This window comes from Glutamicibacter sp. TV12E, from assembly GCF_052441935.1.
In the GTDB taxonomy this organism is placed as follows: Bacteria; Actinomycetota; Actinomycetes; order Actinomycetales; family Micrococcaceae; genus Glutamicibacter.
In genome coordinates this window covers 3520246-3545221 of the sequence record NZ_JBQVVF010000001.1, presented here as the reverse complement: position 1 = coordinate 3545221, position 24976 = coordinate 3520246, and the positions used below count along the sequence as shown (strand labels likewise).

Here is a 24976-nt window from a genome sequence, read left to right as displayed (position 1 = left end):
TCCACGCCTGTGTTCCAAAAAGTGTCTTTGACCTGAGGTTTCACGATAACCGACCAGCCGGGTGCCGATTTTTGATTTTAAGCTGTTTCTGTCTATGATTATCTACGTTGCAAAGACGGGTTGTGAAAATGAACTAGTCAGAGCGATATGCGCCTCTAGCTCAATTGGCAGAGCAAATGACTCTTAATCATTAGGTTCCGGGTTCAAGTCCCGGGGGGCGCACAGTTGATCCGATCTGATTCTTCAGATCGGATTTTTTGTATACCGCGATGAGAAGAGGTTCAGCTATGAGTACTTCCGAAGCAACCGCACGCCTGGCTGTAGGCGACTTGGCCCCTGACTTCACTTTGAGTGATGCTGCTGGCAACGCCGTGGCACTGGCCGATTACCGTGGCCAGAAGACCATCATCTACTTCTACCCTGCCGCATCAACGCCTGGCTGCACCAAGCAGGCCTGCGATTTCCGGGACTCGCTGGAGTCGCTGAAGGCGTTGGGGTATCAAGTTCTGGGAATCTCGCCAGACAAGGTCTCCAAGCTCGAAAAGTTCGTCGCCAAGGAAGAGCTGAACTTCCCGCTGCTCTCAGATGAGGAACACGCAGTGGCTGAAGCCTATGGCGCCTGGGGCGAAAAGAAGAACTATGGCCGCGTTTACGAAGGGCTCATTCGTTCGACGATCGTCCTGGATGAACAGGGTGCGGTAACCCTGGCCCAGTACAACGTTCGCGCCACCGGACACGTCGCAAAGCTGCGCCGTGACTTGGGGATTGATCCAAAGTAGGTAGTGGTGGTGCCCGATTTCATATCGGGCAAAACTTCCGTTACACTAAATGAGGTCGCCTTCAAGGATCGTGGTTCTTGGCGTAGCGCCAGCGAGTATGGCGGAATTGGTAGACGCGCTGGATTTAGGTTCCAGTGTCTTCGGACGTGAGAGTTCAAGTCTCTCTACTCGCACCTGATAACCCTGCGGTCCAAGCAATTGGACCGCAGGGTTTTTGCATGCCTCATGGCGTGCCAGTCAAGCGTAGTATCAAGGAACATGGACAGCGAATGATGCTGCCTGAGGACCGGGCAATGGCATAGGGGAGGACGATATGGCAGTGGAGCGGTTGCCCACAACCTATGGGCTTGTTGAATCGGATCCAGAGCAGGTGCTGATTGACCGGCGGGGCATTGCCCCTGAGGATCTGGCGCAGATCGAGCGGATCATGGCCGAGATGGGCCGCATGCGCCAGGTTGAGCGCAAGATCATGCGCAGCTCGCAGCGCTATATGCGGTTGAACGAGACCGACATGCGCGCGCTTCGGCAATTGATCGCCGCAAAGAACGCGGGCCGGGTGACCACCCCCAGCGATTTGCGCGCATATCTCGGGATCTCCAGCGCATCCGTGACGAAAATGATCGACCGACTTGAATCCAACGGGCATGTTCGGCGCAGCCAGCATCCGACGGACCGGCGTTCCCAGTGCATTGAGGTCACCGAACAGACGCATTTGGCCGCCCGCGAGCAAATGGGGCGGCACCATGCCAAGCGCTTCGAGGTGGCCAATTCCCTGACTCCCGAAGAGCGCGAGGTAGTGATCCGTTTCTTGGCGCAGACTTCCGATGCCCTGGAATTGAGCCTGGAGAAGTCAAGCCCCCCCGAATCCTAGCCACCGCTAGGGCCGGGGATCGCGCCGTGCTTGTTCTGCGTCCTTCGCGATGTTGGCGATGGTCGCCGGGAAGATGATCCCGTGAAACGGGTAGACCGCCCACCAGTAGCAGCGTCCCCAGAGGCCGCGGGGAAAAAAGAACGCCCGCTGGATGAGCTCCGAATTCCCGTTGGCTTGCTGGCCAATGGAGTATTCAAGCCAGGCCTGTCCTGGCACGCGCATTTCCGCTCGCAAGCGCAGCAACCGGTCCTTCTCCAGCGCCTCGACGCGCCACCAGTCCACCACATCGCCCAGAGCCAGGGTGCTGTTCGAGCGGCGGCCGCGGCGTGAGCCCACGCCACCGGCCAGCTTGTCCATCAGGCCGCGCAACCTCCAGAGCGTCGGGAATGCGAAGTATGGCGAATCGCCGCCGAGCCGCTGCACCACCTCGAATAGCGCCTGCGGGGTGGCTGCCGTGCTGATCCTGCGCGTATCGGTATAGCTTTTGCGCCCGGCCCATTGCGGATCCGAGGGCAAGGGCTCGGCCGGAGCCGAGATCGGATGGGCTGTCGCCCAGGTGGTTTCCACCGCGTCCGCATGGATCTTCTCCAAGGCCAGGTGCACCGATCTGGGGTAGTCGCAGAGGCCTTGCGCAGGTGGCGGGATCAGATCATCAATTTTTCGCGATTGCATCACGCAGTCGTGCTGCAAGGACGCGACCAGCGCCGAGGCCAGGGTGCGGGGCAGTGGCGTGACCAGATTGACCCAATGCGAGGCCAGCCGCGGGGTCAGCAGCGGAAGCGCCCAGACCGCAGGTTCGCGCAGCCCTGCCACGCGGGCGTAGATCTGCATCAGCTGGGCATAGCTGTGGGCTTGCGGGCCGCCGATGTCATAGGTGCCATTGACTGGCTCCTGAAGCTGCGCCGCGGCCACGAGGTAGTGCAGGGCATCGCGAATGGCTATGGGCTGGACCTGGTTGCGCACCCAGCGCGGTGCCGGCATCACCGGCAGCACATCGCTCAGGTGCCGGATCATCTCGAAGCTGGCGGATCCCGACCCGATCACCAGTCCCGCCTGCAAGATCAGCGTGTTCACCGAAGCGGACAGGATCTCGCCCACCGCAACGCGCGATTCCAGATGCTCGCTGAGCTTGCCCGAGGGGTGCAGCCCGGAGAGGTAGACCACCTGGCCAACACCCTGCTGCAGTGCGGCTCGTGCCATGACGGACGCGCAGTTCTTCTCCAGGTCGGCGAAATTGCGGCTTCCGGACATGGAGTGCACCAGATAGTAGACCACCTCGGCTCCGTAGCAGAGCCGGGACACGGCCTCGAGATCCGCCAGGTCTCCCTCGATGATTTCCACTTCGGCATGCCAGGGAACGTCGCGCAGACGCTGGGCATCGCGGGTAAAGACCTTGACCTGGTGCCCCTGGCTCAGCAGCCGCGGGACCAGCCGGCCCCCGATGTAGCCGGTGGCACCCGTGACGGCGATCATGCTCATCGCGGGCCCCCGCTGCCACCCGATTTGCCATGCCAGGCGATCGCGCAGGCTCCCGCCAAAGCGGCTGCCGCGCAGCCAAGCGCCGCGAAGCCAACCAAAGTCGACTCGTTGGCGCCGTTCAGGCGGCCGACGCCGATCCACGTTAGGCCCCAGCCGATGGCCACTGGGGCAAAGAGGTTGCGCGCGTAGAAGCTGATGGCCAGTGCGATGAGGGCGGCAACAGCCAGGAGCGCGACGGCCAGCCCGGGGGCCCATGCGGCATGGCTGCCGAAGCCCAGCGACAAGAGCCATGCCGCGGTATTGGCGATGCTGGCCACGGCCACCCATCCCAGATAGAGGCCGAAGGTCAGCCACATGATCCAGTACTCACGGCGCGAGGATGGCGTACCGGCAAGCATGATTGCCATCATCCACGCCAGCACGGCGACGAGGGTGAAAATAATGGCAACGCTGAATCCCAGCCAGCCAAGCTGCACCACGCTGATCCAGGCCGCATTGAGCAATGCCGAGAGCATCGCCGGCCCGCGCAGGGACGCTGCCCAGGCTGAGTGCCGGCCCGAGGGCGTGAGCTGGAAAACGCCGTAGACCGCCAATCCGGTGTAGATCACGCTCCAAATCGAAAAGGCGGGTCCCGCAGGCGCCAGCAGGGTTGCGTCAGCGCTGAGATAGCCCCCGGCCACTTGCTGTACAGGGGTGCCGCCCAGCGCGCCGCTGCCGACGAAGGATACGGCGATGGCCGTGGCCAGCGAAATTGCCGTGACCAGCGGACAGGTCCATTTCGTATGAGCAGCGGGGCTTGCGCCCCGCCGCAGTGCGGGTTCGTGTGATCGGCTCATGGGGCTGCTCCTGGGGTCGTGGAATCTTTTTTGCGAATCCGGCTCGACAAAACTATATAGTTAAACCATGATGTATCTAGAAAAGCTAAATATCAACCTAGCGAGATAAATGATCATGGCAAGTGCACCTCCATTCCGCAGCTCGGAACTTTTGCGCTCTCTGCTGGGACTTCAGCGGGCCCATGCGCTCTGCGAGGTCCAATTGCGCGCCAGCCTCAATCTGAACGACACGGATCTGAGGACCCTGAACCTCATCCGCTGCTCGAGCACGCCCAGCCCCGGCGAGCTGGCCAAGGAGCTGGGTGTTTCCTCGGCCGGCATCACCGCCGTGCTGGATCGGCTCGAAGCGCGCCATGTGATCCAGCGCCAGCAACACGCGACGGATCGGCGGCGCACCGTGGTCCATCCCGGCAGCGACTTTCCCGAGGCCACCGGCGCCGCGCTGGCGATGCTGCGCAGCCTGCACTGGTTCTGCGCCCAGCTCGATGAACCCGCCCTCCAGGCGCTGCGCGCACTGCTGGACGAAATTCTCCTGACGCTGCAGGCCGCCGGCACTGGGCCAGCCGATCATTCCACCCCACCAGATTCCCGGAGCAGTGAACTATGACAACGCACGCCAGCACCGATCAATCCCCGCCGGCCGGCCCGCGCACGATAGCCGGCGAGAACGGATTCATCGACGACGCCACCCAAGCAGCCATCAGCCAGCGGCTTTCGCAGATCGGCTCGCAAGCGCAGCAGCGCACTGCAGCCTATTCCAGCCAGGGCGCTGTGCTGTGGTCGCAGATCACCGGCCGCCTGTCTACCGGCAAGCTGATGCGCCCGGCCCTGGTGATGCTCGGCTACCGCGCCTTCTCGGGCCGCAATGAGCCCCGCGCCATCGACTTGGCCTGCGCCTTCGAGCTGCTGCACAGCGCGCTGCTGATCCACGATGACGTGGTGGACAAGGACTTCGTGCGCCGCGGAGAAGCCACCATCTCGGCGCTCTACCGCGATCAGGCCCTGGCCGGCGGGCGCAGCCAGGCCGATGCAGAGCATGCCGGGAATTCGGTGGGGATTATCGCCGGAGACCTGCTGATCAGCGAGGCGATCAAGCTCGCCGCCCGCGCCGCCGCCGGCACCGACAGCGAGTCCGTCGTGGAGCAGGCGTTCTTCCAGGCAATCGAGCAGGCCGGGGCAGGAGAGCTGGAAGACCTGCTCTACTCCCTGGGCTCGGCCCCGGCGACCACCAGCCAGGTGCTGCGCATGGAGCAGCTGAAAACCGCCTCCTACTCCTTCCAGTTGCCGCTGCAAGCCGGGGCGCTCTTGGCCGGTGCATCCATGGGCCAGGCCGAAAACATCGGCACCGTCGGCTGCCAGCTCGGGGTGGCGTACCAGGTCATCGACGATGTGCTCGGGACCTTCGGGGACCCGTCGCGCACCGGCAAATCCGTCGAGTCCGACCTGCGCGAATTCAAGAGCACAATCCTGCTGGCCCTGGCAGCCGAACAGCCCGAATTCGCCCGGATGCTCAAAAGCTTCCGCTCCGGCCACGTGCCCGCCAGACAAATCCGCGAGGAGCTGGCCAACCAGCGGACGGAGCAATTCGCCCGGCAGCTGGCCGAAGCGCTGTGCAGCCGCGCCACCGGATCGGCGGCCTTCCGCGACTTGCCCGAGGGTGCCCAGCAGCTGCTGCGCACCTGCAGCCACCTCATCCTGGAGCGAAGCCGATGAACGCCATGGAACCGCGCGAGCTCGACCCCCGCACCCCGGCACTGCACCTGTATTCGCGCACCGCGCAACGCAGCTCGAAGGTGCTGCTCCGCCAGTACTCCACCTCTTTCTCGCTGGCCTGCCGGTTGCTCGATGCATCCAGCGCGACCCACATCGCCAATATCTACGCCCTGGTGCGCCTCGCCGATGAAATCGTCGACGGGGTGGCCCTCCAGGCCGGACTCGAGCCGCGTGCCATCGCCGCGTGCCTCGATGACCTGGAAGCGGAAACCGAGCGCGCCATGGAACGCGGCTACAGCACCAATCTGGTGGTGCACGCCTTTGCGCTCACCGCTCGCTCCACCGGCATCGGGCAGGAGCTGACCTCCCCGTTCTTCGCCTCGATGCGAGCGGATCTGACCACCGGGGAACACGATGCGCGCAGCCTCGAAGACTATATCTACGGCTCCGCCGAGGTCATCGGGCTGATGTGCCTCCAGGTGTTCATGGCCATGCCCGGCGCTATGCCGCTGGGCGCGGAACAAGAAGACCAGGCGAAACTGGCGGCTCGCAGCCTGGGCGCGGCCTTCCAGAAGGTCAATTTCCTGCGCGACTTGATGCAGGACAGTCAGGAACTGGGACGCGCCTATTTCCCCGGCATCGACCCCGAAGCCTTTGATGAGCAGGACAAGCAGCGCCTGGTGGAGCAGATCGAGCAGGACCTTGCGAAGGCGCGTGCCGGGCTTGCGCTGCTGGCGCCGGCCGCAGCGCGCGCGGTGCGTCTGGCCCACGAGCTGTTCCAGGAATTGAACCGGCAGCTGGCCAACGCTCCGGCCGAGGCGCTGCTCCGCACCAGGATCTCGGTTTCCCCCGGGCGCAAGGCCATGATCGCCGTGCGGGTGCTGCTGGCCAGGCAGGGAAAGACGCAAACCAGCCACATCATGGAAGGACGGCACTAGATGGCCAGCGAAGTTCGGGACGTTGTAGTCATCGGAGGGGGATTCTCGGGCTTGGCCAGCGCCGGCCTGCTGGCCGCGCGAGGGTGCAATGTCACCTTGCTCGAACAGCACCCAAGCGTGGGAGGCCGGTCCGGACGCATAGAGCGCGCCGGCTTCCGCTTCGATACCGGGCCCTCCTGGTATCTGATGCCGGAGGTCTTCGAGCACTGGTTCGAGCTCATGGGAACCAGCGTCAGCGCGCAGCTGGAGGTGCGCGAACTGGAAACCGGATACCGCACGTTCTTCCAGGGACGCCAGGCTCCGGTGGACGTGGGCACCGGGCCGGACGTCCGCGCGCTCTTCGAATCCCTGGAACCGGGAAGCACCCCGGCGCTTGAGGAGTATTTGCGCACCGCTCGAAATGGCTATGAACTGGCCCTGGAGCACTTCCTCTATGATGATTTCAGCTCTCCCCGGACGCTGATGGATCCACAGCTGCTGCGCCTGCTCCCGCAGCTGGCCGCATTGCTCGGATCCAGCCTGGAGAGCTATCTCGCCCGGCGCTTCCAGAGCAACGAAATCCGCCAGCTGCTCGGCTATCCTGCTGTATTCCTGGGCTCCAGCCCGGAACGCACCCCTGCGCTCTATCAGCTGATGAGCCACCTGGACCTGGCAGATGGCGTCAAGTACCCGATGGGCGGCTTCGCGGCGGTCGCCGATGCCATGGCGGCGGTTGCAACCCAGCATGGAGCCAGCATCAGGGTCGGAGCAACCGCCACTGCGATCGAAACCACCACGGGAAAGAGGCCGCGGGTGGCGGCGGTTCACTGGACCGATGCCACAGGGCAGCGGCAACGCACCGAGGCGCAGGCGGTGATCGGGGCAGCCGATGCGCGCCATATCGACGGCAGCCTGCTGCCAGGGCACCTCCAGACGCATACGGCCAGGAGCTTTGCGCGCAAGGATCCGGGCCCGAGCGCCATTCTGGTTTGCCTGGGTGTCACGGGGACATTGCCGGAACTGGAGCATCACAATCTGCTTTTCAGCAAAGACTGGAAAGATAATTTCGCGCGCATCCGCCAGGGCCGCGAACTGCAGCCGGAAACCAGCATCTATGTCTGCAAGCCCAGCGCCACTGACCCCTTCGTCGCTCCTGCTGATTGCGAGAATCTGTTCATTCTCGTGCCTGCTCCGGCCTTGCCGGAATGGGGACAAGGCGGTCCGGATGGACTCGGGGATGCCATGGTCGAGCAGATCGCGGACGCTGCCATAGACCAGCTGTCGGACTGGGCGGGAATCTCGGATCTGCGCCAGCGGATCGTGGTGCGCCAGAGCATCGGGCCGGCAGATTTCGAACAGCAATACGGCGCCTATCGGGGAGGGGCGCTGGGCCTGGCACACACGCTGGGCCAAAGCGCCATGCTCCGGCCAGGCAACCACAGCAAGAAGGTGCAGGGGCTGCATTATGCCGGAAGCACGGTGCGCCCCGGGATTGGCGTTCCGATGTGCTTGATCAGTGGCGAACTGGCGGCCAAGGCAGTACTGGGCATCACTGGCCCTGGACCCTTGCCCCACGAGCGCCGAAGCGACAGCAGCAGGGAAGCGGGAGCATGATCTATCTGGGTATTCTTCTCGGACTGCTCGGGTGCATGGCGCTATTGGATGCCAAATGGAAGCTCTTTGTCTTCCGCCACCCGCTGCGCGGGCTGATGGTCCTGGTGTTGGGGACGGGATTTTTTGTGCTCTGGGATGTCCTGGCCATCGGGCAGGGGATCTTCCTGCATAAGCCATCGAAGCTGATGACCGGGATCATGGTCGGCGAGCAATTCCCCTTGGAAGAACTCTTTTTCCTGGTCTTCCTTTGCTATTGCGCGATGATCGCGGTGACCGGGGCCCAGGCGCTGAACCAGTTCCTGGCTCGGCGAAACCGTGGAAGCTCAGAGCCGGGGGAGGGCGACGGCCATGTTTCTTGAGATGAGCTTCTGGTTTCTCGCCGCCGCAGGCAGCGTGTTCCTCTTGGGCGTCCAGGCCAGCCGGAAAAAGCCTGCCGACATTGCGCTGCCGGTCCTGGCGGCGATGGCGCTGATGCTGCTGCTCACGGCGATCTTCGACAACCTGATGATCTTCGCGGGGCTCTTCGACTATGGGACGCACACGCTTTCCGGTCTGCGCATCGGGTTGGCGCCCATTGAGGACTTCGCCTACGCCGCCTGCGCTGTGCTCCTGGGGCCCGGACTCTGGTGGCTTTTCGAGGCCCTGGCTTCACGGCGCAAGGACAGCGGCCATTCCATTCCTCCCAACGACAGGGCCTGACTATGCTCCATGGAATCATCACAACCTCGCGGCCGGTGTCGTGGGTGAACACCGCCTACCCCTTTGCCGCGGCCTACCTCTTGGCAGGCGGATCGGTGGATTGGAAATTTGTCGTTGGCACCATCTTCTTCTTATTTCCCTACAACCTGGTGATGTACGGGGTCAACGACGTCTTCGACTATGAATCGGATTTGCGCAACCCGAGAAAGGGCGGGATTGAAGGCGCGCTGCTGGCCCGCCGCAGCCATCGGATGATCTTGCTGGCGAGCGCGGTAGCGGCCGTGCCGTTCCTGGTAGTCCTGGCCTTCGCCGGAAGCGGCATCTCCACTGCGGTGCTGGCTGGGTCGGTTGCTGCGTTGCTTGCCTACAGCGTTCCGGTCCTGCGTTTCAAGGAACGCGCTGGACTGGACTCCGTCACCAGCGCGGTCCATTTTGTGTCGCCTGCGCTTTTCGGCTGGGTGCTGGCGGGTGCGCCGGTGCACGCCACCCAATGGCTGGTGTTCACTGCATTCCTTCTCTGGGGCATGGCCAGCCATGCACTGGGTGCCATCCAGGACATCCTTCCCGATCGCGAAGCGATGCTTGGCTCGATCGCGGTAGCGTTCGGCGCACGGAGAACGATCTTCTTGGTGGCAGGCGCGTATTTGCTCGCTGGGCTGTTGATCTTGTTCGGAGTTCGCGGAATCGGCTCATTGGCCGGGTTGCTCGCCATTCCCTACATTCTTAATGTGCTTCCGCATCTTGGGGTGCGGGATTCGACGTCCGGTACGGTTAACCGTGCGTGGAAGAGATTTCTGTGGATCAACTACCTGTGCGGTTTCCTGCTGACGATGTTGTTGATTTACGCAGCTGTATTCACCCGCTAACCACCATAGAGAAGTTGAGGATTTGATGGATGTCATCCTGCTTTCCGATGATGGCCAGCCAATTGGCGCCATGCCCAAGGAAACAGTGCATAACAGGGATACGCCTTTGCACCAGGCGTTCTCCTGCCACGTCAGGAATTCCTTGGGGCAGGTGCTGATGACGCGCAGGGCGCTGTCGAAAGCGACATGGCCCGGGGTATGGACTAATTCCTTCTGCGGCCACCCTCAGCCGGGAGAGCAGATGGAAACCGCGATCCGCCGGCATGCTGCCGGAGAACTTGGCATGGCGATCCGGGATATCCAGGTGGCGCTGCCGGACTTCCGTTATCGCGCAGTCGATGCCTCCGGCATCGTTGAGAACGAGATCTGTCCGGTCTTCACCGCTGTGATCGATGGAGGCATTGCGGCTAATCCGGCCGAAGTCATGGATTACCGCTGGGTTGATCCCGCGGAATTTGCTGTGGCAGTCCAGTCAGCTCCTTGGGCCTTCAGCCCATGGCTGGTCATGCAAGCCGGCGAAATGACCCAGTATCGGACCCGGTAGCGGTCCCCTGCCAGACCGGCTGCGCGCATAGCGCGGAGGAATAAAAAACGGTGGATGCCCAAGCGGGCATCCACCGTTTTTCCTGAAGAGCCGGAGTAAATCTCCGGCTCTGCGGTTATACGAAGTTCTCGGTGCCTTCGATGGTGTTCATGAAGTGGTCCATGAAGTCGGCAAAGTCGTGGGCATCGGATTCCTGGTCAACTTGTGCGCCAACAGTGACGGCATCATCGATGTGGTAATCGATGCTCAGCTTTTCTGGAATGCTGAATCGGAAAACCCTGCCAGTTGAGGTAGCAACTTCGTAGCCGCCATCGCTGAGTTCGGCGAGCTGGTTGACGTTGGTGTTGTTGACGTTGATGGCGTTTTCCGACGCGCGCAAATCGTTCGCGTTGACCGGGGCAATGATGAGTTCTGCTGGTTGGCGCCGATATCCAATGACCTTTAGCCCTCCAGATCCGGCAGTTCCGGTTCCAGCTACGAGGTTGTAGCTGGCGAAATTAGGGATCTGCGAGTCGAAGGCCTCGTGGAGACGGGCCTTGACCTGCTCGGCTGGATTTTCGTCTGGGCGGTTGTCCATGACTCCTACTCTACCGATAAGTTTGGACAATTTGATCAGTCATAACATTTATCGAAATGTGTCACGGTTGCGTCATAGGTTATCCGATTGGTCATATTGACAACTAGAATGAGATTTATGAGCCAGGATGCTACGCCAGATATCAAACCACGTTCCCGTGTGGTCACCGATGGTATCCACGCCGCTCCAGCGCGAGGCATGTTGCGCGCTGTCGGCATGGGCGATGATGACTTCGCAAAACCGCAAATTGGCATTGCCAGCTCGTGGAACGAAATCACCCCTTGTAATCTTTCGTTGAACCGCCTTGCACAGGGAGCCAAAGAAGGCGTCCACGCTGGCGGAGGTTTCCCGATGCAATTCGGAACCATCTCGGTATCCGATGGCATTTCCATGGGACATGAGGGCATGCACTTCTCGCTTGTTTCCCGGGAAGTCATCGCCGATTCGGTTGAAACAGTCATGATGGCTGAGCGCCTGGACGGTTCCGTGCTCTTGGCAGGCTGCGACAAGTCGCTGCCGGGCATGCTCATGGCCGCAGCGCGGCTCAACCTTTCGTCGGTCTTCCTCTATGCAGGATCCATCATGCCAGGATGGGTGAAGCTCGAAGACGGCACGGAAAAAGACGTCACGCTGATCGACGCCTTCGAAGCGGTCGGCGCTTGTGCCGCAGGACGCATGAGCGAAAAAGACCTGGATGCCATTGAGCGAGCCATCTGCCCGGGCGAAGGCGCCTGTGGCGGCATGTACACCGCAAACACCATGGCATCCATCGGCGAGGCGCTGGGCATGAGCCTGCCAGGTTCGGCCGCGCCGCCTTCGGCTGATCGGCGCCGCGACATGTTTGCCCACCGCTCGGGCGAAGCCGTGGTGGAAATGCTGCGCAAGGGCATTCGCGCCCGCGACATCATGACCAAAGAGGCTTTTGAAAACGCCATCGCCGTGACCATGGCCTTTGGCGGCTCAACCAACGCCGTGCTGCACCTTTTGGCCATTGCCCGGGAAGCCGAGGTCGACCTGTCGCTGAGCGACTTCAATCGCATTGGCGACAAGGTGCCGCACCTGGCAGACCTTAAGCCATTCGGCCGCTACGTCATGAACGACCTGGATCGCATCGGCGGCGTGCCGGTAGTGATGAAGGCATTGCTCGATGCAGGGTTGCTTCACGGCGACTGCTTGACGGTGACTGGAAAAACTGTCGCCGAAAATCTGGCCAGCATTGCGCCACCGGATCCTGATGGCAAGATTCTTCGAGCCATGGATAACCCCATCCACAAAACCGGTGGTGTCACGGTGCTGCATGGTTCCCTGGCCCCGGAAGGGGCCGTGGTGAAATCCGCTGGCTTCGATGCGGATGTCTTTGAGGGAACCGCGCGGGTTTTCGAGAGGGAGCAAGGCGCCCTCGAAGCGCTGGATGCCGGGCGGATCCAGGCCGGTGATGTTGTGGTCATTCGCTACGAGGGTCCCAAGGGCGGACCTGGCATGCGTGAAATGCTTGCCATTACCGGTGCCATCAAGGGTGCAGGCCTTGGCAAGGACGTCCTGCTGCTCACCGATGGCCGCTTCTCTGGCGGTACTACCGGGCTGTGCATTGGGCACGTGGCCCCTGAGGCCGTTGACGGCGGGCCCATTGCCTTTGTGCACGACGGGGACCGGATTCGCGTGGACATTTCCGCCCGCAGCTTCGACTTGCTGGTTGATCCTGCAGAGCTGGAAGCCCGAAAGGTTGGCTGGAAGCCGCTTCCCGCCAAGTTCTCCTCGGGCGTCTTAGCCAAGTATGCAAAATTGGTAAATTCGGCTTCGACAGGCGCATATTGCGGCTAATGAAGCCGTGGTCCAGGTGGCTGGGCGCCAAAAGCGTCCACTCATTGGACATCCATCTCATATAATGAGATGAACGGGGTGTCTAGTTGAACTTTATCCTTGGGTAGAGAAAACTAGAGACATGCAAACAAACTTCGATGTTCTACTAGTTATCAGGCGCGGAGCCTGAGACGCTGTCGCACTAAGCGGACAGAATATCGGTAACGCGCAAGCCCCCTTTCGTCAGTAGTGACGGCCGCGGGGCGTTTTTTATGCGCAAACGAAGAGATAGAAATGGAAAGGATCCCGATGAGCAGCTCAACACCAGCCAATCCGGCGTCGGTTGCGAAGTCAATCAATCGATCTAAGGATGCCGCCGCCGCTGTCTCTTCCGTCGTGGAAGCTTCGAACCCGGTACAGGGTCCGAATAATATCGTTGCTCCCACACAGATGACGGGCTCACAAGCCATCGTCCGCTCGCTGGAAGAACTGGGCGTCAAAGACGTCTTCGGATTACCAGGTGGGGCCATCCTTCCCACCTATGATCCACTGATGGATTCGACCAAGATCAACCACGTCTTGGTCCGCCACGAACAGGGTGCAGGCCATGCCGCACAGGGTTTCGCCATGGTGAGCGGGGAAGTTGGCGTATGCATCGCTACTTCCGGACCAGGCGCAACCAACCTCGTCACCGCACTGGCCGATGCCAATATGGACTCGGTGCCAATGGTGGCAATCACCGGTCAGGTCAATAGCGCCTTTATCGGCTCTGACGCATTCCAGGAAGCAGACATTGTCGGCATCACGATGCCGATCACCAAGCACGCTTTCCTCGTCACCAACGCGGAAGATATTCCCAAGATTCTGGCCAGCGCCTTCTACCTGGCACAGACCGGACGCCCCGGTCCGGTGCTGGTGGATATCACCAAGGACGCGCAGCAGGCGGAGATGACCTTCTCCTGGCCGCCCAAGGTGGATCTGCCCGGCTACCGCGTAGTGACTCGCGGCCACAACAAGCAGCTTCGAGAAGCAGCCAAGCTGATCGCCGCGGCAACCCGCCCGGTGCTGTATGTCGGCGGCGGCGTGATCAAGGCCAATGCCCACGAGCAGCTCAAAGAATTCGCGGAATACATCAACGCGCCAGTGGTTACCACCCTGACCGCCCGCGGTGCCTTCCCGGATTCGCACGATCAGCATGTGGGCATGCCCGGCATGCACGGTGCAGTGTCCGCGGTGACCGCTCTGCAGCAGTCGGACCTGCTGATCACCCTCGGAGCCCGCTTCGATGACCGAGTCACCGGTGTGCTCTCCTCCTTCGCCCCGAACGCTAAGGTGATCCACGCCGATATCGACCCTGCGGAAATCTCCAAGAACCGCGTAGCGGATGTGCCCATTGTAGGCTCGCTGGATGAAATCATCCCGCAGCTGCAAGAAGCCTGCGCAACGCGCTTCGAGAATGAACCGCAGCAGGATCTTTCCAGTTGGTGGGGCTTGCTCAAGCGCCTGCGCGAGACCTACCCGATCGGCTACACCGAGACCCAGGACGGGCTCTCGGCGCCACAGCACGTCATCCAGCGCATTGGCGAGCTCACCGGGCCAGAAGGCGTGTATGTTGCCGGAGTGGGACAGCACCAGATGTGGGCCGCCCAATTCGTCAAGTACGAGCGCCCGCGCTCGTGGCTGAACTCGGCCGGGCTGGGCACCATGGGCTACTCGGTCCCTGCGGCAATGGGTGCCAAGGTTGCACAGCCGGATCGCGTGGTTTGGGCCATCGACGGAGACGGCTGCTTCCAGATGACCAACCAGGAACTGGCCACCTGCGTGATCAACAATATTCCCATCAAGGTCGCGGTGATCAACAACTCGTCGCTGGGCATGGTTCGCCAGTGGCAGACCCTGTTCTACGATTCCCGGTACTCGAACACCGATTTGAATACCGGGCACGGGACCGCGCGCGTTCCCGACTTCGTGAAGCTTGCCGACGCCTACGGTTGCGTGGGCCTGCGCTGCGAACGCGACGAGGACATCGACGCCACCATTGCCAAGGCATTGGAAATCAATGACCGTCCCGTGGTGATCGACTTTGTCGTCTCGGCCGACTCGATGGTGTGGCCGATGGTTCCATCGGGCGTGAGCAACGACCAGATCCAGATCGCCAGGGGCATGACCCCGGACTGGGAAGAGGAGGACTAGAACATGGCAAAGCACACTCTGTCGGTACTGGTTGAAGACGTTCCCGGTGTACTCACCCGAGTAGCCAGCCTCTTCGCCCGCCGTGCCTTCAACATCCACTCGCTGGCTGTGGGCCCCACGGAAATTGACGGCATCAGCCGCATGACCGTGGTGGTCGACGCCGAGGGGGATTCCCTGGAGCAGGTGACCAAGCAGCTGAACAAGCTGATCAACGTCATCAAGATTGTCGAGCTGCTTCCGGAAACCTCGGTGCAGCGCGACCACATCATGATCAAGGTGCGCGCCGACGCGGCGACCCGCCTGCAGGTGACCCAGGCTGCGGAACTCTTCCGTGCCTCTGTCATCGATGTGTCCACGGACTCGCTGGTGGTCGAGGCCACCGGCAATGCAGCGAAGATCGATGCGTTCTTGGCAGTGCTGGAGCCCTTCGGCATTCGCGAAATCGTCCAGTCGGGCACCCTTGCGGTAGGCCGCGGCGCCAAGTCCATGAGCGACCGCGCATTGAAGACCCTGAGCGCCTAGGGCGCACAGAAGACTTCTACGGACACGAACTACAAATTTTAGATACTTGGCACCTAGCTTAGAAAATGAGCTAAAAAGCCAGAGCACAAATAAGGAGAACTACAGTGGCTGATCTGTATTACGAAGACGACGCAGACCTCTCGATCATCCAGGGCAAGAAGGTAGCCATCATCGGCTACGGTTCCCAGGGCCACGCGCACGCACTGAGCCTGCGCGACTCGGGTGTCGAGGTTGTTGTCGGCCTGGCCGAGGGCTCCAAGTCCCGCGCCAAGGCCGAGGCCGAGGGCCTGAAGGTCGCCACCGTCGCCGAGGCTGCTGCCTGGGCCGACGTCATCATGATCCTGACCCCGGACCAGGTCCAGGCCCAGGTATACACCGAGTCGATCGCCGAGCACCTGGAAGAGGGCAACGCCCTGTTCTTCGGCCACGGCTTCAACATCCGCTTCGGCTTCATCCAGCCACCAGCCAACGTCGACGTTGCCCTGGTTGCCCCTAAGGCTCCAGGCCACACCGTGCGCCGCGAATTCGAAGCAGGCCGTGGCATCCCTGACCTGATCGCCGTGGAGCAGAACTTCACCGGCGGCGCCAAGGAACTGGCCCTGTCCTACGCAGCAGGCATCGGCGGCACCCGCGCCGGCGTTATCGAGACCACCTTCACCGAAGAGACCGAAACCGACCTGTTCGGCGAGCAGGCTGTGCTCTGCGGCGGTACCTCGCAGCTGGTCCAGTACGGCTTCGAAGTTCTGACCGAAGCTGGCTACAAGCCGGAAATCGCCTACTTCGAGGTGCTGCACGAGCTGAAGCTGATCGTTGACCTGATGTGGGAAGGCGGCATCGCAAAGCAGCGCTGGTCCATCTCGGACACCGCTGAGTACGGCGACTACGTTTCCGGCCCACGCGTGATCACCCCTGAGGTGAAGGAAAACATGAAGGCTGTCCTGGCTGACATCCAGTCCGGCGCTTTCGCCAACCGCTTCATGGAAGACCAGAAAGCTGGCGCTCCGGAGTTCAAGGCACTGCGTGCCAAGGGCGAGTCCCACCCGATCGAGACCACCGGCCGCGAACTGCGCTCGCTGTTCTCCTGGATCTCGGACTCGTCCGCAGATGACTACGTGGACGGCTCCGTCGCCCGCTAATCCCCGGCGCTCGCTCTACTTGCGATAGCTGACAAAAGGTCCGGTTCTCTATCCCATTTGGGGATAGAGAACCGGACCTTTTCGTTGCGACCGTGCAATGCGAAAAGCATTCCGGTTTGCCTCCGAAGCTTGGGGGCAAACCGGGCTGCTTTCTTGCGGGTTGCTGGTATTGGCGGACTCCGTGTATGTGGCTAGCGCTTCGAAGCCCGGTAGCCGGCCTTGCGGGCATCGGCAGTAGTCTTGAAGCACTCTTCAGGCTTTGTCCGTTCGTAGTACGCTCCGCCGCGTACGTGGTACTTCCATTCCTTCTGGCTGCCGGTGCGGTTTCCCTTGACCGGGAATCCGGAGGGGCAGCTGTAGGACTTTCCGCTCATCTTGACCGAGCGCTTGGCAGCTGCCTTTTTCACAGTCAAGGTCTGAGTTTTAGATACCGTTGAAGTTTTGCCCTTGAGCTGGTACTTTACGGTGGTCTTGACCTTGTAAGTCCCCGCGGCTACCTTGACCGACTTCTTATTCTTGGCAACGGTCTTCTTGCCCTTGGTGACTGTCAGGACAGCTGATTTGATCTTGACGTTCTTGGCTTTGGCGTAGCTTGGCTTGATAGTTGCCTTGGCATTGCCCTTGACGGTCTTGTTACCGATTTTCTTGATGGTGACCGGTGCAGACTTTTTTGCTGCCACGATACCGATGCTCGGCGCTGACGCCGGTAGCGGTGTTGCTGAAGCTACTGCGACACCTGAGAAAGCGAGAGCGCAGGCTGCGATGACAGCAAGCGACCGCCTAACAATGTTTGTCATTTTTCCTCATCATTCAGGGTACGAGTGAAGAACTTGAATGTTCCAGTATTGATTCTAATACGGAAGGATCAATTCTTCACTCGTGAATATCCACGCCACCGGGTTAATGGAAAAAGCGACCTTGCCAAGATCTATTCGCATCATGAAAGCTCATGGCCGCTTCAAACTAGGATCGCGTCCGGCGAAATAAACCCAGGCTGCGGCTGCCAGCACGACGGCCCCGGCAAACACAGACCACCAGGGGAAACCTGGAATGTCAGGTGCCTTGCCAAGAGAATTGAGATCTTCAAGCGGCGTGGGCAGAATGCGTTCGGCTGTGACGAGCATTCGATGTGAATTGATGCCCAGAGGGGTGCAAGTTACCAGCGTAGCTAGGTCTTTCCCGTACTGGGGAACCAAGGATTTGGTTTCATCCGGGAGCACAGTTTGGGTTTCGGTTACTTGATAGGAGAGCACTTCTCCGAGCACTTCAATGGTGAAGGTATCCCCGATTTTCAGCTTTGGAAGATCATTGAACAGCGTTGCATCTGGAAGGCCCCGGTGTGCTGTGAGCACCGAATGCTGGGAGATGCCGCCCACGGGCAAAGCTGTTCCTTGGAGATGCCCGACTCCGTGCTCCAAGGTTGCGGCATCGGTGCCGTGGTAGATGGGCAGGTCCACGTTGATCGCTGGAATTCTCAAGCGTCCCATCAGGCCATCATCAGATACTTTGAGCAGCTCATCGTAGGACTGGCTATTGCCTTGGCGCCCGTCGCTAGTCGGTACATTGCTAGCGGGGGAGAGAAGCGCGCCTCCGACAAGTTGCTGGTTGTACTCGCGTGCCTTGTCCAGCTCTGCCTGCAACCAATCCGGTTCATCTTGTGATACTTCGGAGGAGATCATGCCAATGGTCTTGGACTGGTTGTACTGGGCAAACCAACTGGCAGTGGATGGATAAAGCAGTGTCAGCGCGCCAAGAAGAAATACGCTCGCAATAGCCAAGGTCGCGACGGGCACCTTCCAGCCCCGGGGGGCCTTCGTGGTGTTCGTGTCCTTCTGGTCCACTGCGGACATGGAATGCTCCTCTACTCAGGTGCGGACGGTGATCGTGGCGAACTTGGCAAACTTGTGCCGGGAGTTAAACCGCAGAAGCGGGAGAACGATTAATCCCCGTCCTCCCACTTCAGCGGCCTGCCAGCATGAATATGCTGGTCTTGGCTTACTCAGCGCGGCGCTGGCGTGCTCGCCGCTGTACCAATACCGCACCACCGGCTACAGCCATGAGGCCGATACCTGCCAAGGTGAATAGCAAGGTACCTTGTGCACCGGTCAGTGGAAGATCCGGTCCATCGGCCTTGTGGTTGGATATTGTCAGCTCGGCGGTGGCACCTGCATCCACCGCTGGGACTTCGGACCACGGATTAGCGGGAAGAACAAATCCTGCCGGAGCAACAGTCTCCCGCACCCAATAGGTTTCGGTGAGATCATCATCGATACCCACGTGGACCTGCCAGATGATTTCGCCGCTGTCGTTGGTCGTGGCAGTGGCGATCGGATCACCAGTCGGTTCACCATCTACGGGTGCCTCGGCGTAGAGCTCGAACTTTGCGCCGGCCAGAATCTGGTCGCCTTCATCCGTCTTGATGAGCTTGATGGTGCCCAAGTTGGTGTTGGCAGGATCCTTGACCGTAGTCCCGTTGATGGTCAGGCTCGCCTCGTTGACGACCTTCCCGTCCTCGGGGATGGCATTGACCGTGGTAACCATGCTGATGGTGAAGGTGGCTTCCCCTGCACTATCAAGCTTTGCCAGTCCGGAACCGGTCAACGAGATCTCCGTATTGTCAGCCGAGATTTCATAATCGGCCGCATCCAGTGGTGCGCCGTTGAGCGAAAGCGCGCCCCAGGAGACGAAGGTCAATTGCGCAGGCAGCACGTCGGTGAGGGTGAATGACTCGTAAGGAAGATCAGAAGCGGGAACAGTCGTTTCCAGCGTCCACGTGACGTTGTCGCCCAGCAGCTGAGCGGTGTCGTCCACCGTCTTGCTCAGGTTGATTTCATTAAGCAGGTTCTTTGGATACACGTGAACGTTGTAGTTCCACGACCCATCCTCATTAGGATATGGAACAGTTACCCAGAACGGATCATGTTTCTGGCTGATCAAGTTGTCGCCGGACTTGGTTTCGGTGACCAGGTACAGTCCCAAATTCAAGCCGGAGAATGTGGCCACCCCCGAGGCGTCCGTTGTCGTCGCTGTGCTTGCTCCCAGCGTGTATTCAGCGGAGGGAAGCGATGGCGCGCTTCCGGTAGACGTCACTGCCTCCGAGAGTTCCCAGCCTTCAGCGGTACTCAAATCAATGGGTGATCCATCATGCAGCACCTGCTGCAAGGTGAACTCAACCCCGGCCAGTTCCTTGTCCAGGCCTGGATCTGGAGTGATTTCATTGCCATCGCCCGCCTCGCCCGGCGTAGCCGAGGACTTGTGGATGCTTATGGAACCGGTCATGCCCGAATCAATGCCCGGTGCATCGTCGGCAGCAGCGGCGGTGGCCCCCAATAACCCCGCCCCAGCCAGCGCTAGCGCGCTTGCTCCGGCAATCAACTTGCCGAGTCGTTGTTCGCTGAACACAATTACTCCTCATAACGAATTGCGAATGATTGCGGTACCGGCCCCCAATTAATACCGGTACCGCGGCTTATGCGGCGGTTCGTTCAACTAGCGGATCATGCGATCGCGCCGAGTCTTCCAGAACCTGCCTCCTAGTACGCTCAACCCCAAGATCAGGATCGCTGCGCCTAGAAGATAAACGTGGTCACGTCCGAAACCGCCGGTGAGCGGTAGAACCGGACCAACCTGCTGCTCATTGACTACGGCAGCAAGCTCAACCTGCAATGCCGTGCCTTGAACAGTGAACTCATGGATGGTGTCATCTCGCTGGTAACCAGGAGGTGCCAGCAATTCGGCCAGGGTGTAATCGCCCCAGGCCAAGTTCTCGATGGTGAACTTGCCGGCAGCTGCGTCCCGGTCTGCTCCCGCGCAGGGGTCCTCGGTGCAGTCAGTGATTTCCACTGATTGGGAGTGCTCGCCAGCCGGGCCGGTGAGTGTCCACGTGGCACCGGCCAGAAGGCGATCCTGTGTGTCGGTTTTGGTCCACGTCACGGAACCTGGCTTGGCCGTGTTGACGATGGTGCAGGTGGCTTGTTGGCCCAGTTCCAATGAAATGGTTTCTCCGGTTTGCTCACCAGTTCCGGTGCAGTTCCACGCGCCTGCCTCATACCCGGCGGGCCCGGACTCGGCCAGTGCATAGCTTCCGGCAGGAAGCTGCGCTTCGGTGATGGCCGGTTGGCCTGTCATGCCGGTAGCTGTGACGGCAGGGTCTGCGGTATTGGTTGCAGTTAGCGTCCAATCAGAGACCTGCGAGGTGCCGGAGAAGTCGTCATTATCCAGCTCCTTGACCAGTGTCAGCTGCTGCACGCAGTCCACCGTATTGACGACGTCAACGACGTTTGGATCTGGCGTAACCGTCATAGTGTGCGTTGCTTGGTCGGTCTCGACCCCGTCGATGGAGGTCAGGACGGAACACAAGTCCGGAAGATCTGAGACGGTTTCCTCGATAACCACGTCGTCGCCGACGAGGTAGCCGTTGATCTCCGTGCCGAATTCCTTCTCGGCCCCATCAACGCTGAGCTGCGCTGTGCCAACGGGCTGGTCCCCGTTTGCGTATTCCTCGCCGTTGACTATCCATGTCTTGGTCACGGTCAGTGCGACTTCGGCGGTATTGGTGAAGGTGCACGTGACCTTGTCTCCCGTAGCGATGCTCACACCGTGGGCCTCCGAAACAGGATGAGAACTTCCGCAGTCGATATTGGTGAGCTGGTAGCCGGGTGCACCATCGGACTCCGACAAGGTGTAGTCGCCGGGCGAAACCGGGGCTTCTGTTACCGTGTCGCTTCCGGAACTGCCTGCCAGTGCAGTGGGACCTGTGGCCTTCAGCGTCCAGCTATCAGCCGCGGCGTTGCCAATGACTTTCTTGACCAATGTCAGTTGCGTGCAGGTCACGGTATTTGTCACCAAGTAGCTGTTCTTGCCAACGGCAAGAGCATGTTGCCCGAGATCCCCGGATGCCTCGTAATCGCATCCTTGGGGGACTTGAACATCAGCCTCGGCAACTGTAATAGTCTGCCCCGCCTGATAGCGCGTGTTGTCGCTCTTCTTGGAATACTCAGTGCCAAATTGTGCCGCGTTCTGCCCGGTGAGTTCCAGCGTTGCGTCGAATCCCTCCGGTTGCTTGCCGTTTTCGTAGCTGTGCCCGTCGATGACCCACGCCTTGTCAACAACAACGCTTGAACAGGTGCTCGGGATGGCCAGAGAGATCGGCATGACCCAATCCTTAAGGGCGGAGGTGTCGCCAGAAGCACTGGAGCGGATGTTCAGTGTCCCGTAATTTCCACTGCAATCCGCTTCGCCGAACAGCGTGGTCAAATTCAGCGCAAATTCCGCAAAGAGGCCTTTTTCAAGATTGGCTGTTCCATTGAAATTCTTGATGATGCCGTTGTTCGCCTTGCCGGTGAATCCGGCCAGATTCGGCAGTGCATTCCAGGTTCCGCTGGTTGTTCCAGTGGATGTCCAGACATCGGCGCGAGTCAGCACCAGATCATTTTGCCCATTCTGGTTGACCAGTAGCCGCAGGTCGCCGGTGCTTCGCTGCGGGGAGGGAGACGTGCTAGGCGAATTGCCCAGGGCATTGAGCTCCACGACCAGCTGCGCAGTGCCATTGCCTGTGGCGCGTTCGAAGCCGAGGTATGCATAGACCTGATTGCCCACGGTACGCTGCAAAGCGTAGACATTGTGCACATCGGACTTGTCACCTGCGGTGTTGACGCCACTGGTTTGGCTTGCGCTCCATGGCCAGTCTCCTTCGCTGACACCATTGGTGAATTGCGTATTGTCAGAAACCCCATCATTGGCAGTTGGCCCCGAAAGCGTTGTGGTCCAGTCATCTACAAGGTTCGAGCAAAGATTTCCATCGATTTCAAAATTTCCGATGACTGAATTGCCGAATTGCGGGTCGCTGCATGTTGCCGCTGCCGCACCGGCGCTCAATTGCTTCTCTTGGACCGTCGCAGATTCGCTGGGTTCAGCCGTTGCTGAGGCGCTCGGTGAAGCTGCAGCGGTCGCGCTGGGGGCTTGGGTCGAGGATTCTTTCGTGATCTCGACGCGGGTCACTGTCTTTTCGCTTTTAGTGGTTGCAGATGGCGTCACCGACGGCTCGACCAGTACGGTCGTGGCCAACGTCGGGTCAGGATTTTCAGACGGGACGGTAGCAGTATCAGGCGTGCTCGATGCACTAGCCGTTGGTCCAGCCAGCCGTACGGTTTCCTCCGCGGTTGGTGCCGGCGCTTCTGGCTCGTCGGTTCTCAATGTGCTTTGAACCGGGGCAGGATCGGAAGGCGTGGCTTCCGTCGAGGCACTCGGTTCGCTCGAAACCTCGGTCGCAGTTGATTGCTCTGCAGGTACCGGTGATGCAGCCGCGCCCGATGCAGCGATAAGAGTGAATGCGAGAATCGCAACGGACGATGTCCTGTACGTTCTTGAACGCAGAACTGTCCTCATAAATTGGTCACGGCGACGTCTCCGTCGGCGCGCAATTCTGTCCCCAACAGGATTGCCAAACACTAGATTTCCCCAAATTTTAGTGTGAAGCTGGGAAGATTAGTTCTTGAGAGCGCGTTTAAGAGTGACCTGTCGCCGAACTGTTCATCAAAAATGAAAAGTCCGGTAATACTTATCGTTCAATCCCCACGAGAGAACGACGTGCCCCAAGTTTTTGCTGTTCTACCCAGCTTCTATGCGAGTGTTATAACCGTCAGCGTATACATCCGAATAGGTTTCGTCAACAAAGTTTTAAATCCTATATATTCGGCACTGAATTGCGTAACATCATGGCTTTCGGCAGTTATGAACTAGGCTGCATTCAATAGTCGAGCCGCTTACTCGTTCTTACTTTTGAGTAACCAGAGAATACTTTTAGCTTGGAAGCGCTGAATTTTCCGAATCCAACTTGAAAGTGGCCGAGATGCAGGCAATTAGTGCGAACTACAGCAGATATAACGCCGAGAGCATCGGCCTGCCCAAGGCATAGTGCAAGGCCAGCAGGCTGAAGATAGAGCATTATTTCGACCTTGGTGCCCGTTGGACGAAATGCCGCATCGGGTCAACGGCGCCCTGCCTGAGTGATTGCCATGTCCCTCAATTCAATGCGATAATTCCCGGTAAATATTCTCATCATGAATCATCGATTCGGGAATTTGTTCGAGGTATACAGAGAGTTATTATGCAGAATATTATTCGCCAAGTGTTCAAAATGAAAATCGGAGTATATGAAAATTTGGGGCGGATAATCGAATGTTCTCAGCCTGGGAGCTTTGGGAGCTTTGGGGGGTCTTGGACGGTCTCATGGCCGGCCGGTGTCGCAGGAATATTTTCCTATTTCGGCAAATAAGAATTAAGTGCAAATAGCTATCCGAGGGATCTGCAATGGATGAATTTAGAAGCTGGGCACTAAGACCTGACAATTCTGATAGTGCTTCAAGTCTGTCACCCTGAGGGCGCCAGCAGGGAACAAGGAGTATCCAGTCGAAGTCCAAAGTGGCGAGTTATCAGTTATGGCGTGGGGTAGAGGTCAAGTGTGGCACCTGGTTGGCCACGTTACCGCGGCTCGGCATTCCATGACGTCTTTTGTGCTTCGGTTGTTGTTACACTCGTCCGAAAGCAATCCAAACAAGGGGTATAAAGATGGCTGCCAGCAATTACGATTCGTTCGCCAAGGATTACGCTATGGAAAATGAATCCAGTTTGCTTAATGCCTACTATGAACGACCGGCCATGCTGGAATTGGCCGCTGATGTCGCAGGTCGCGAGATCCTGGACATCGGGTGTGGCGCTGGCCCATTGGCCGGGGAATTGATATCCCGCGGGGCATCGGTGACAGGATTTGATGCCAGTCCAGAAATGCTGGAATTGGCACGGGAAAGGCTCGGCGTATCAATCGATCTGCGGGTGGCCCGGCTGGGGGAGCGGCTTCCCTATGAAGACGATTCTTTTGACGATGCCGTCTCTTCCTTGGTGTTTCACTATCTGCCAGACTGGTCATTCGCCCTTCAAGAGGTCCGACGCGTCCTGAAACCCAAGGGCCGATTGATCTTGTCGGTCAATCATCCAATTCTCTACCCCTGGAACCATAAGGGATCGGACTATTTCAAGGTCACCGAATACAGCGACGAAGTGACTTTGAATGGGCATGCGGCTGAGCTGACGTATTGGCATCATCCACTGCACGCCATGGTTTCGTCGATGATCGATGCGGGGTACTCCATTGAGCGCATCTGGGAACCGCCCTATTCGAAGGACGCACCGCAGGAGATTGTGCCGGATGCGCTGCGCGAACGGGAGGCGTTCCTGAGCTTCATATTTTTCGTTCTCAGGGCCAATTGAGAGCCTGCTGGGTTTGAGGACTTTCCTGGGCTTAGGGCATTCAGAAGCAGGGCTGGAGTGATGAGAAAACTGATTAGCTGAAGCTCGGCTTGTCACATTCTATGTAATAAGTGAAAGTTTTCACAAAGTAGGGTTTTCACTGCGTAACATGCGTGATTTCGC

General features: G+C 59.7%; 22 protein-coding genes and 2 tRNA genes. 17 read left to right on the top strand and 7 right to left on the bottom strand.

Features of this window, described 5'->3' with window-relative positions:
- Positions 1 to 149: 149 nt before the first annotated feature.
- The 4 genes from ACT7DV_RS16820 to ACT7DV_RS16805 all read left to right on the top strand — a co-directional run bounded on the left by ACT7DV_RS16820 (position 150) and on the right by ACT7DV_RS16805 (position 1650).
- Positions 150 to 222: transfer RNA gene (locus ACT7DV_RS16820), tRNA-Lys, on the top strand.
- 65 nt (positions 223 to 287) lie between these two features.
- Complete coding sequence (gene bcp, locus ACT7DV_RS16815) at positions 288 to 779, top strand: thioredoxin-dependent thiol peroxidase (protein ID WP_444664318.1); 492 nt, start codon at positions 288 to 290, stop codon at positions 777 to 779.
- Between the two features lie 91 nt (positions 780 to 870).
- Positions 871 to 952: transfer RNA gene (locus tag ACT7DV_RS16810), tRNA-Leu, on the top strand.
- Between the two features lie 140 nt (positions 953 to 1092).
- The gene (locus tag ACT7DV_RS16805) at positions 1093 to 1650 is read left to right on the top strand and encodes a MarR family winged helix-turn-helix transcriptional regulator (RefSeq protein ID WP_444664316.1); all 558 of its coding nucleotides are present in this window, start codon (positions 1093 to 1095) and stop codon (positions 1648 to 1650) included.
- A gap of 6 nt (positions 1651 to 1656) precedes the next feature.
- Here ACT7DV_RS16805 and ACT7DV_RS16800 read toward each other — a convergent pair whose 3' ends face one another.
- On the bottom strand, positions 1657 to 3129 hold the full coding sequence (locus ACT7DV_RS16800; protein WP_444664314.1) for an SDR family oxidoreductase: 1473 nt from the start codon (positions 3127 to 3129) through the stop codon (positions 1657 to 1659).
- Positions 3126 to 3965 (bottom strand): tryptophan-rich sensory protein, encoded by an 840-nt coding sequence (locus tag ACT7DV_RS16795; protein ID WP_444664312.1) that lies wholly within the window; start codon positions 3963 to 3965, stop codon positions 3126 to 3128. Before ACT7DV_RS16795 ends, ACT7DV_RS16800 begins: the two co-directional genes overlap by 4 nt.
- Before the next feature lie 115 nt (positions 3966 to 4080).
- Between ACT7DV_RS16795 and ACT7DV_RS16790 the strand changes: the two genes are divergently transcribed.
- From ACT7DV_RS16790 to idi, 8 genes are read left to right on the top strand one after another with little or no spacing between them, the layout of a single operon-like run.
- On the top strand, positions 4081 to 4572 hold the full coding sequence (locus ACT7DV_RS16790) for a MarR family winged helix-turn-helix transcriptional regulator (protein ID WP_444664310.1): 492 nt from the start codon (positions 4081 to 4083) through the stop codon (positions 4570 to 4572).
- A complete protein-coding gene (locus tag ACT7DV_RS16785) occupies positions 4569 to 5678 on the top strand; it encodes a polyprenyl synthetase family protein (RefSeq protein ID WP_444664308.1) in 1110 nt (369 codons plus the stop codon). Before ACT7DV_RS16790 ends, ACT7DV_RS16785 begins: the two co-directional genes overlap by 4 nt.
- Positions 5675 to 6616, top strand: coding sequence for a phytoene/squalene synthase family protein (locus ACT7DV_RS16780; protein ID WP_444664306.1), 942 nt, complete (start codon positions 5675 to 5677; stop codon positions 6614 to 6616). The genes ACT7DV_RS16785 and ACT7DV_RS16780 overlap by 4 nt, the downstream gene beginning before the upstream one ends.
- Positions 6617 to 8209 carry a phytoene desaturase family protein gene (gene crtI / locus ACT7DV_RS16775; protein WP_444664304.1) on the top strand — a complete coding sequence of 531 codons (1593 nt, stop codon included), beginning with the start codon at positions 6617 to 6619 and terminating at the stop codon, positions 8207 to 8209.
- Positions 8206 to 8568, top strand: coding sequence for a lycopene cyclase domain-containing protein (locus ACT7DV_RS16770; RefSeq protein WP_444664302.1), 363 nt, complete (start codon positions 8206 to 8208; stop codon positions 8566 to 8568). Before crtI ends, ACT7DV_RS16770 begins: the two co-directional genes overlap by 4 nt.
- On the top strand, positions 8558 to 8908 hold the full coding sequence (locus tag ACT7DV_RS16765) for a lycopene cyclase domain-containing protein (protein ID WP_444664300.1): 351 nt from the start codon (positions 8558 to 8560) through the stop codon (positions 8906 to 8908). Before ACT7DV_RS16770 ends, ACT7DV_RS16765 begins: the two co-directional genes overlap by 11 nt.
- A gap of 2 nt (positions 8909 to 8910) precedes the next feature.
- The gene (locus ACT7DV_RS16760) at positions 8911 to 9774 is read left to right on the top strand and encodes a prenyltransferase (RefSeq protein ID WP_444664298.1); all 864 of its coding nucleotides are present in this window, start codon (positions 8911 to 8913) and stop codon (positions 9772 to 9774) included.
- 25 nt (positions 9775 to 9799) lie between these two features.
- Positions 9800 to 10318 (top strand): isopentenyl-diphosphate Delta-isomerase, encoded by a 519-nt coding sequence (gene idi, locus ACT7DV_RS16755; RefSeq protein WP_444664296.1) that lies wholly within the window; start codon positions 9800 to 9802, stop codon positions 10316 to 10318.
- A 115-nt stretch (positions 10319 to 10433) separates the two neighbouring features.
- Here idi and ACT7DV_RS16750 read toward each other — a convergent pair whose 3' ends face one another.
- Positions 10434 to 10895, bottom strand: coding sequence for a hypothetical protein (locus ACT7DV_RS16750; protein WP_444664294.1), 462 nt, complete (start codon positions 10893 to 10895; stop codon positions 10434 to 10436).
- Between the two features lie 117 nt (positions 10896 to 11012).
- Here ACT7DV_RS16750 and ilvD point away from each other — a divergent pair, with 117 nt between their 5' ends.
- The 4 genes from ilvD (at position 11013) to ilvC (ending at position 16546) form a co-directional block, all read left to right on the top strand.
- On the top strand, positions 11013 to 12716 hold the full coding sequence (gene ilvD / locus ACT7DV_RS16745) for a dihydroxy-acid dehydratase (protein WP_444664292.1): 1704 nt from the start codon (positions 11013 to 11015) through the stop codon (positions 12714 to 12716).
- Between the two features lie 288 nt (positions 12717 to 13004).
- Entirely contained in the window at positions 13005 to 14888 is a 1884-nt protein-coding gene (locus ACT7DV_RS16740) for an acetolactate synthase large subunit (protein WP_444664290.1), read from the top strand.
- A gap of 3 nt (positions 14889 to 14891) precedes the next feature.
- The gene (ilvN, locus tag ACT7DV_RS16735) at positions 14892 to 15410 is read left to right on the top strand and encodes an acetolactate synthase small subunit (RefSeq protein ID WP_444664288.1); all 519 of its coding nucleotides are present in this window, start codon (positions 14892 to 14894) and stop codon (positions 15408 to 15410) included.
- A gap of 104 nt (positions 15411 to 15514) precedes the next feature.
- The gene (ilvC, locus tag ACT7DV_RS16730; RefSeq protein ID WP_444664286.1) at positions 15515 to 16546 is read left to right on the top strand and encodes a ketol-acid reductoisomerase; all 1032 of its coding nucleotides are present in this window, start codon (positions 15515 to 15517) and stop codon (positions 16544 to 16546) included.
- Between the two features lie 191 nt (positions 16547 to 16737).
- Here the strand turns inward: ilvC and ACT7DV_RS16725 are convergent, their stop codons facing one another.
- The 4 genes from ACT7DV_RS16725 to ACT7DV_RS16710 form a co-directional block, all read right to left on the bottom strand.
- Positions 16738 to 17226: a sunset domain-containing protein gene (locus tag ACT7DV_RS16725; RefSeq protein ID WP_444664284.1), complete on the bottom strand. Its 489-nt coding sequence runs from the start codon at positions 17224 to 17226 to the stop codon at positions 16738 to 16740.
- 267 nt (positions 17227 to 17493) lie between these two features.
- The gene (locus ACT7DV_RS16720; protein WP_444664282.1) at positions 17494 to 18396 is read right to left on the bottom strand and encodes a class C sortase; all 903 of its coding nucleotides are present in this window, start codon (positions 18394 to 18396) and stop codon (positions 17494 to 17496) included.
- A gap of 145 nt (positions 18397 to 18541) precedes the next feature.
- Positions 18542 to 19948 carry a SpaH/EbpB family LPXTG-anchored major pilin gene (locus ACT7DV_RS16715; protein WP_444664280.1) on the bottom strand — a complete coding sequence of 469 codons (1407 nt, stop codon included), beginning with the start codon at positions 19946 to 19948 and terminating at the stop codon, positions 18542 to 18544.
- Positions 19949 to 20035: 87 nt separating this feature from the next.
- Positions 20036 to 22612, bottom strand: coding sequence for a SpaA isopeptide-forming pilin-related protein (locus ACT7DV_RS16710; RefSeq protein WP_444664278.1), 2577 nt, complete (start codon positions 22610 to 22612; stop codon positions 20036 to 20038).
- A gap of 1503 nt (positions 22613 to 24115) precedes the next feature.
- Between ACT7DV_RS16710 and ACT7DV_RS16705 the strand changes: the two genes are divergently transcribed.
- Positions 24116 to 24814, top strand: coding sequence for a class I SAM-dependent methyltransferase (locus ACT7DV_RS16705; protein WP_444664276.1), 699 nt, complete (start codon positions 24116 to 24118; stop codon positions 24812 to 24814).
- Positions 24815 to 24976 lie beyond the last annotated feature (162 nt).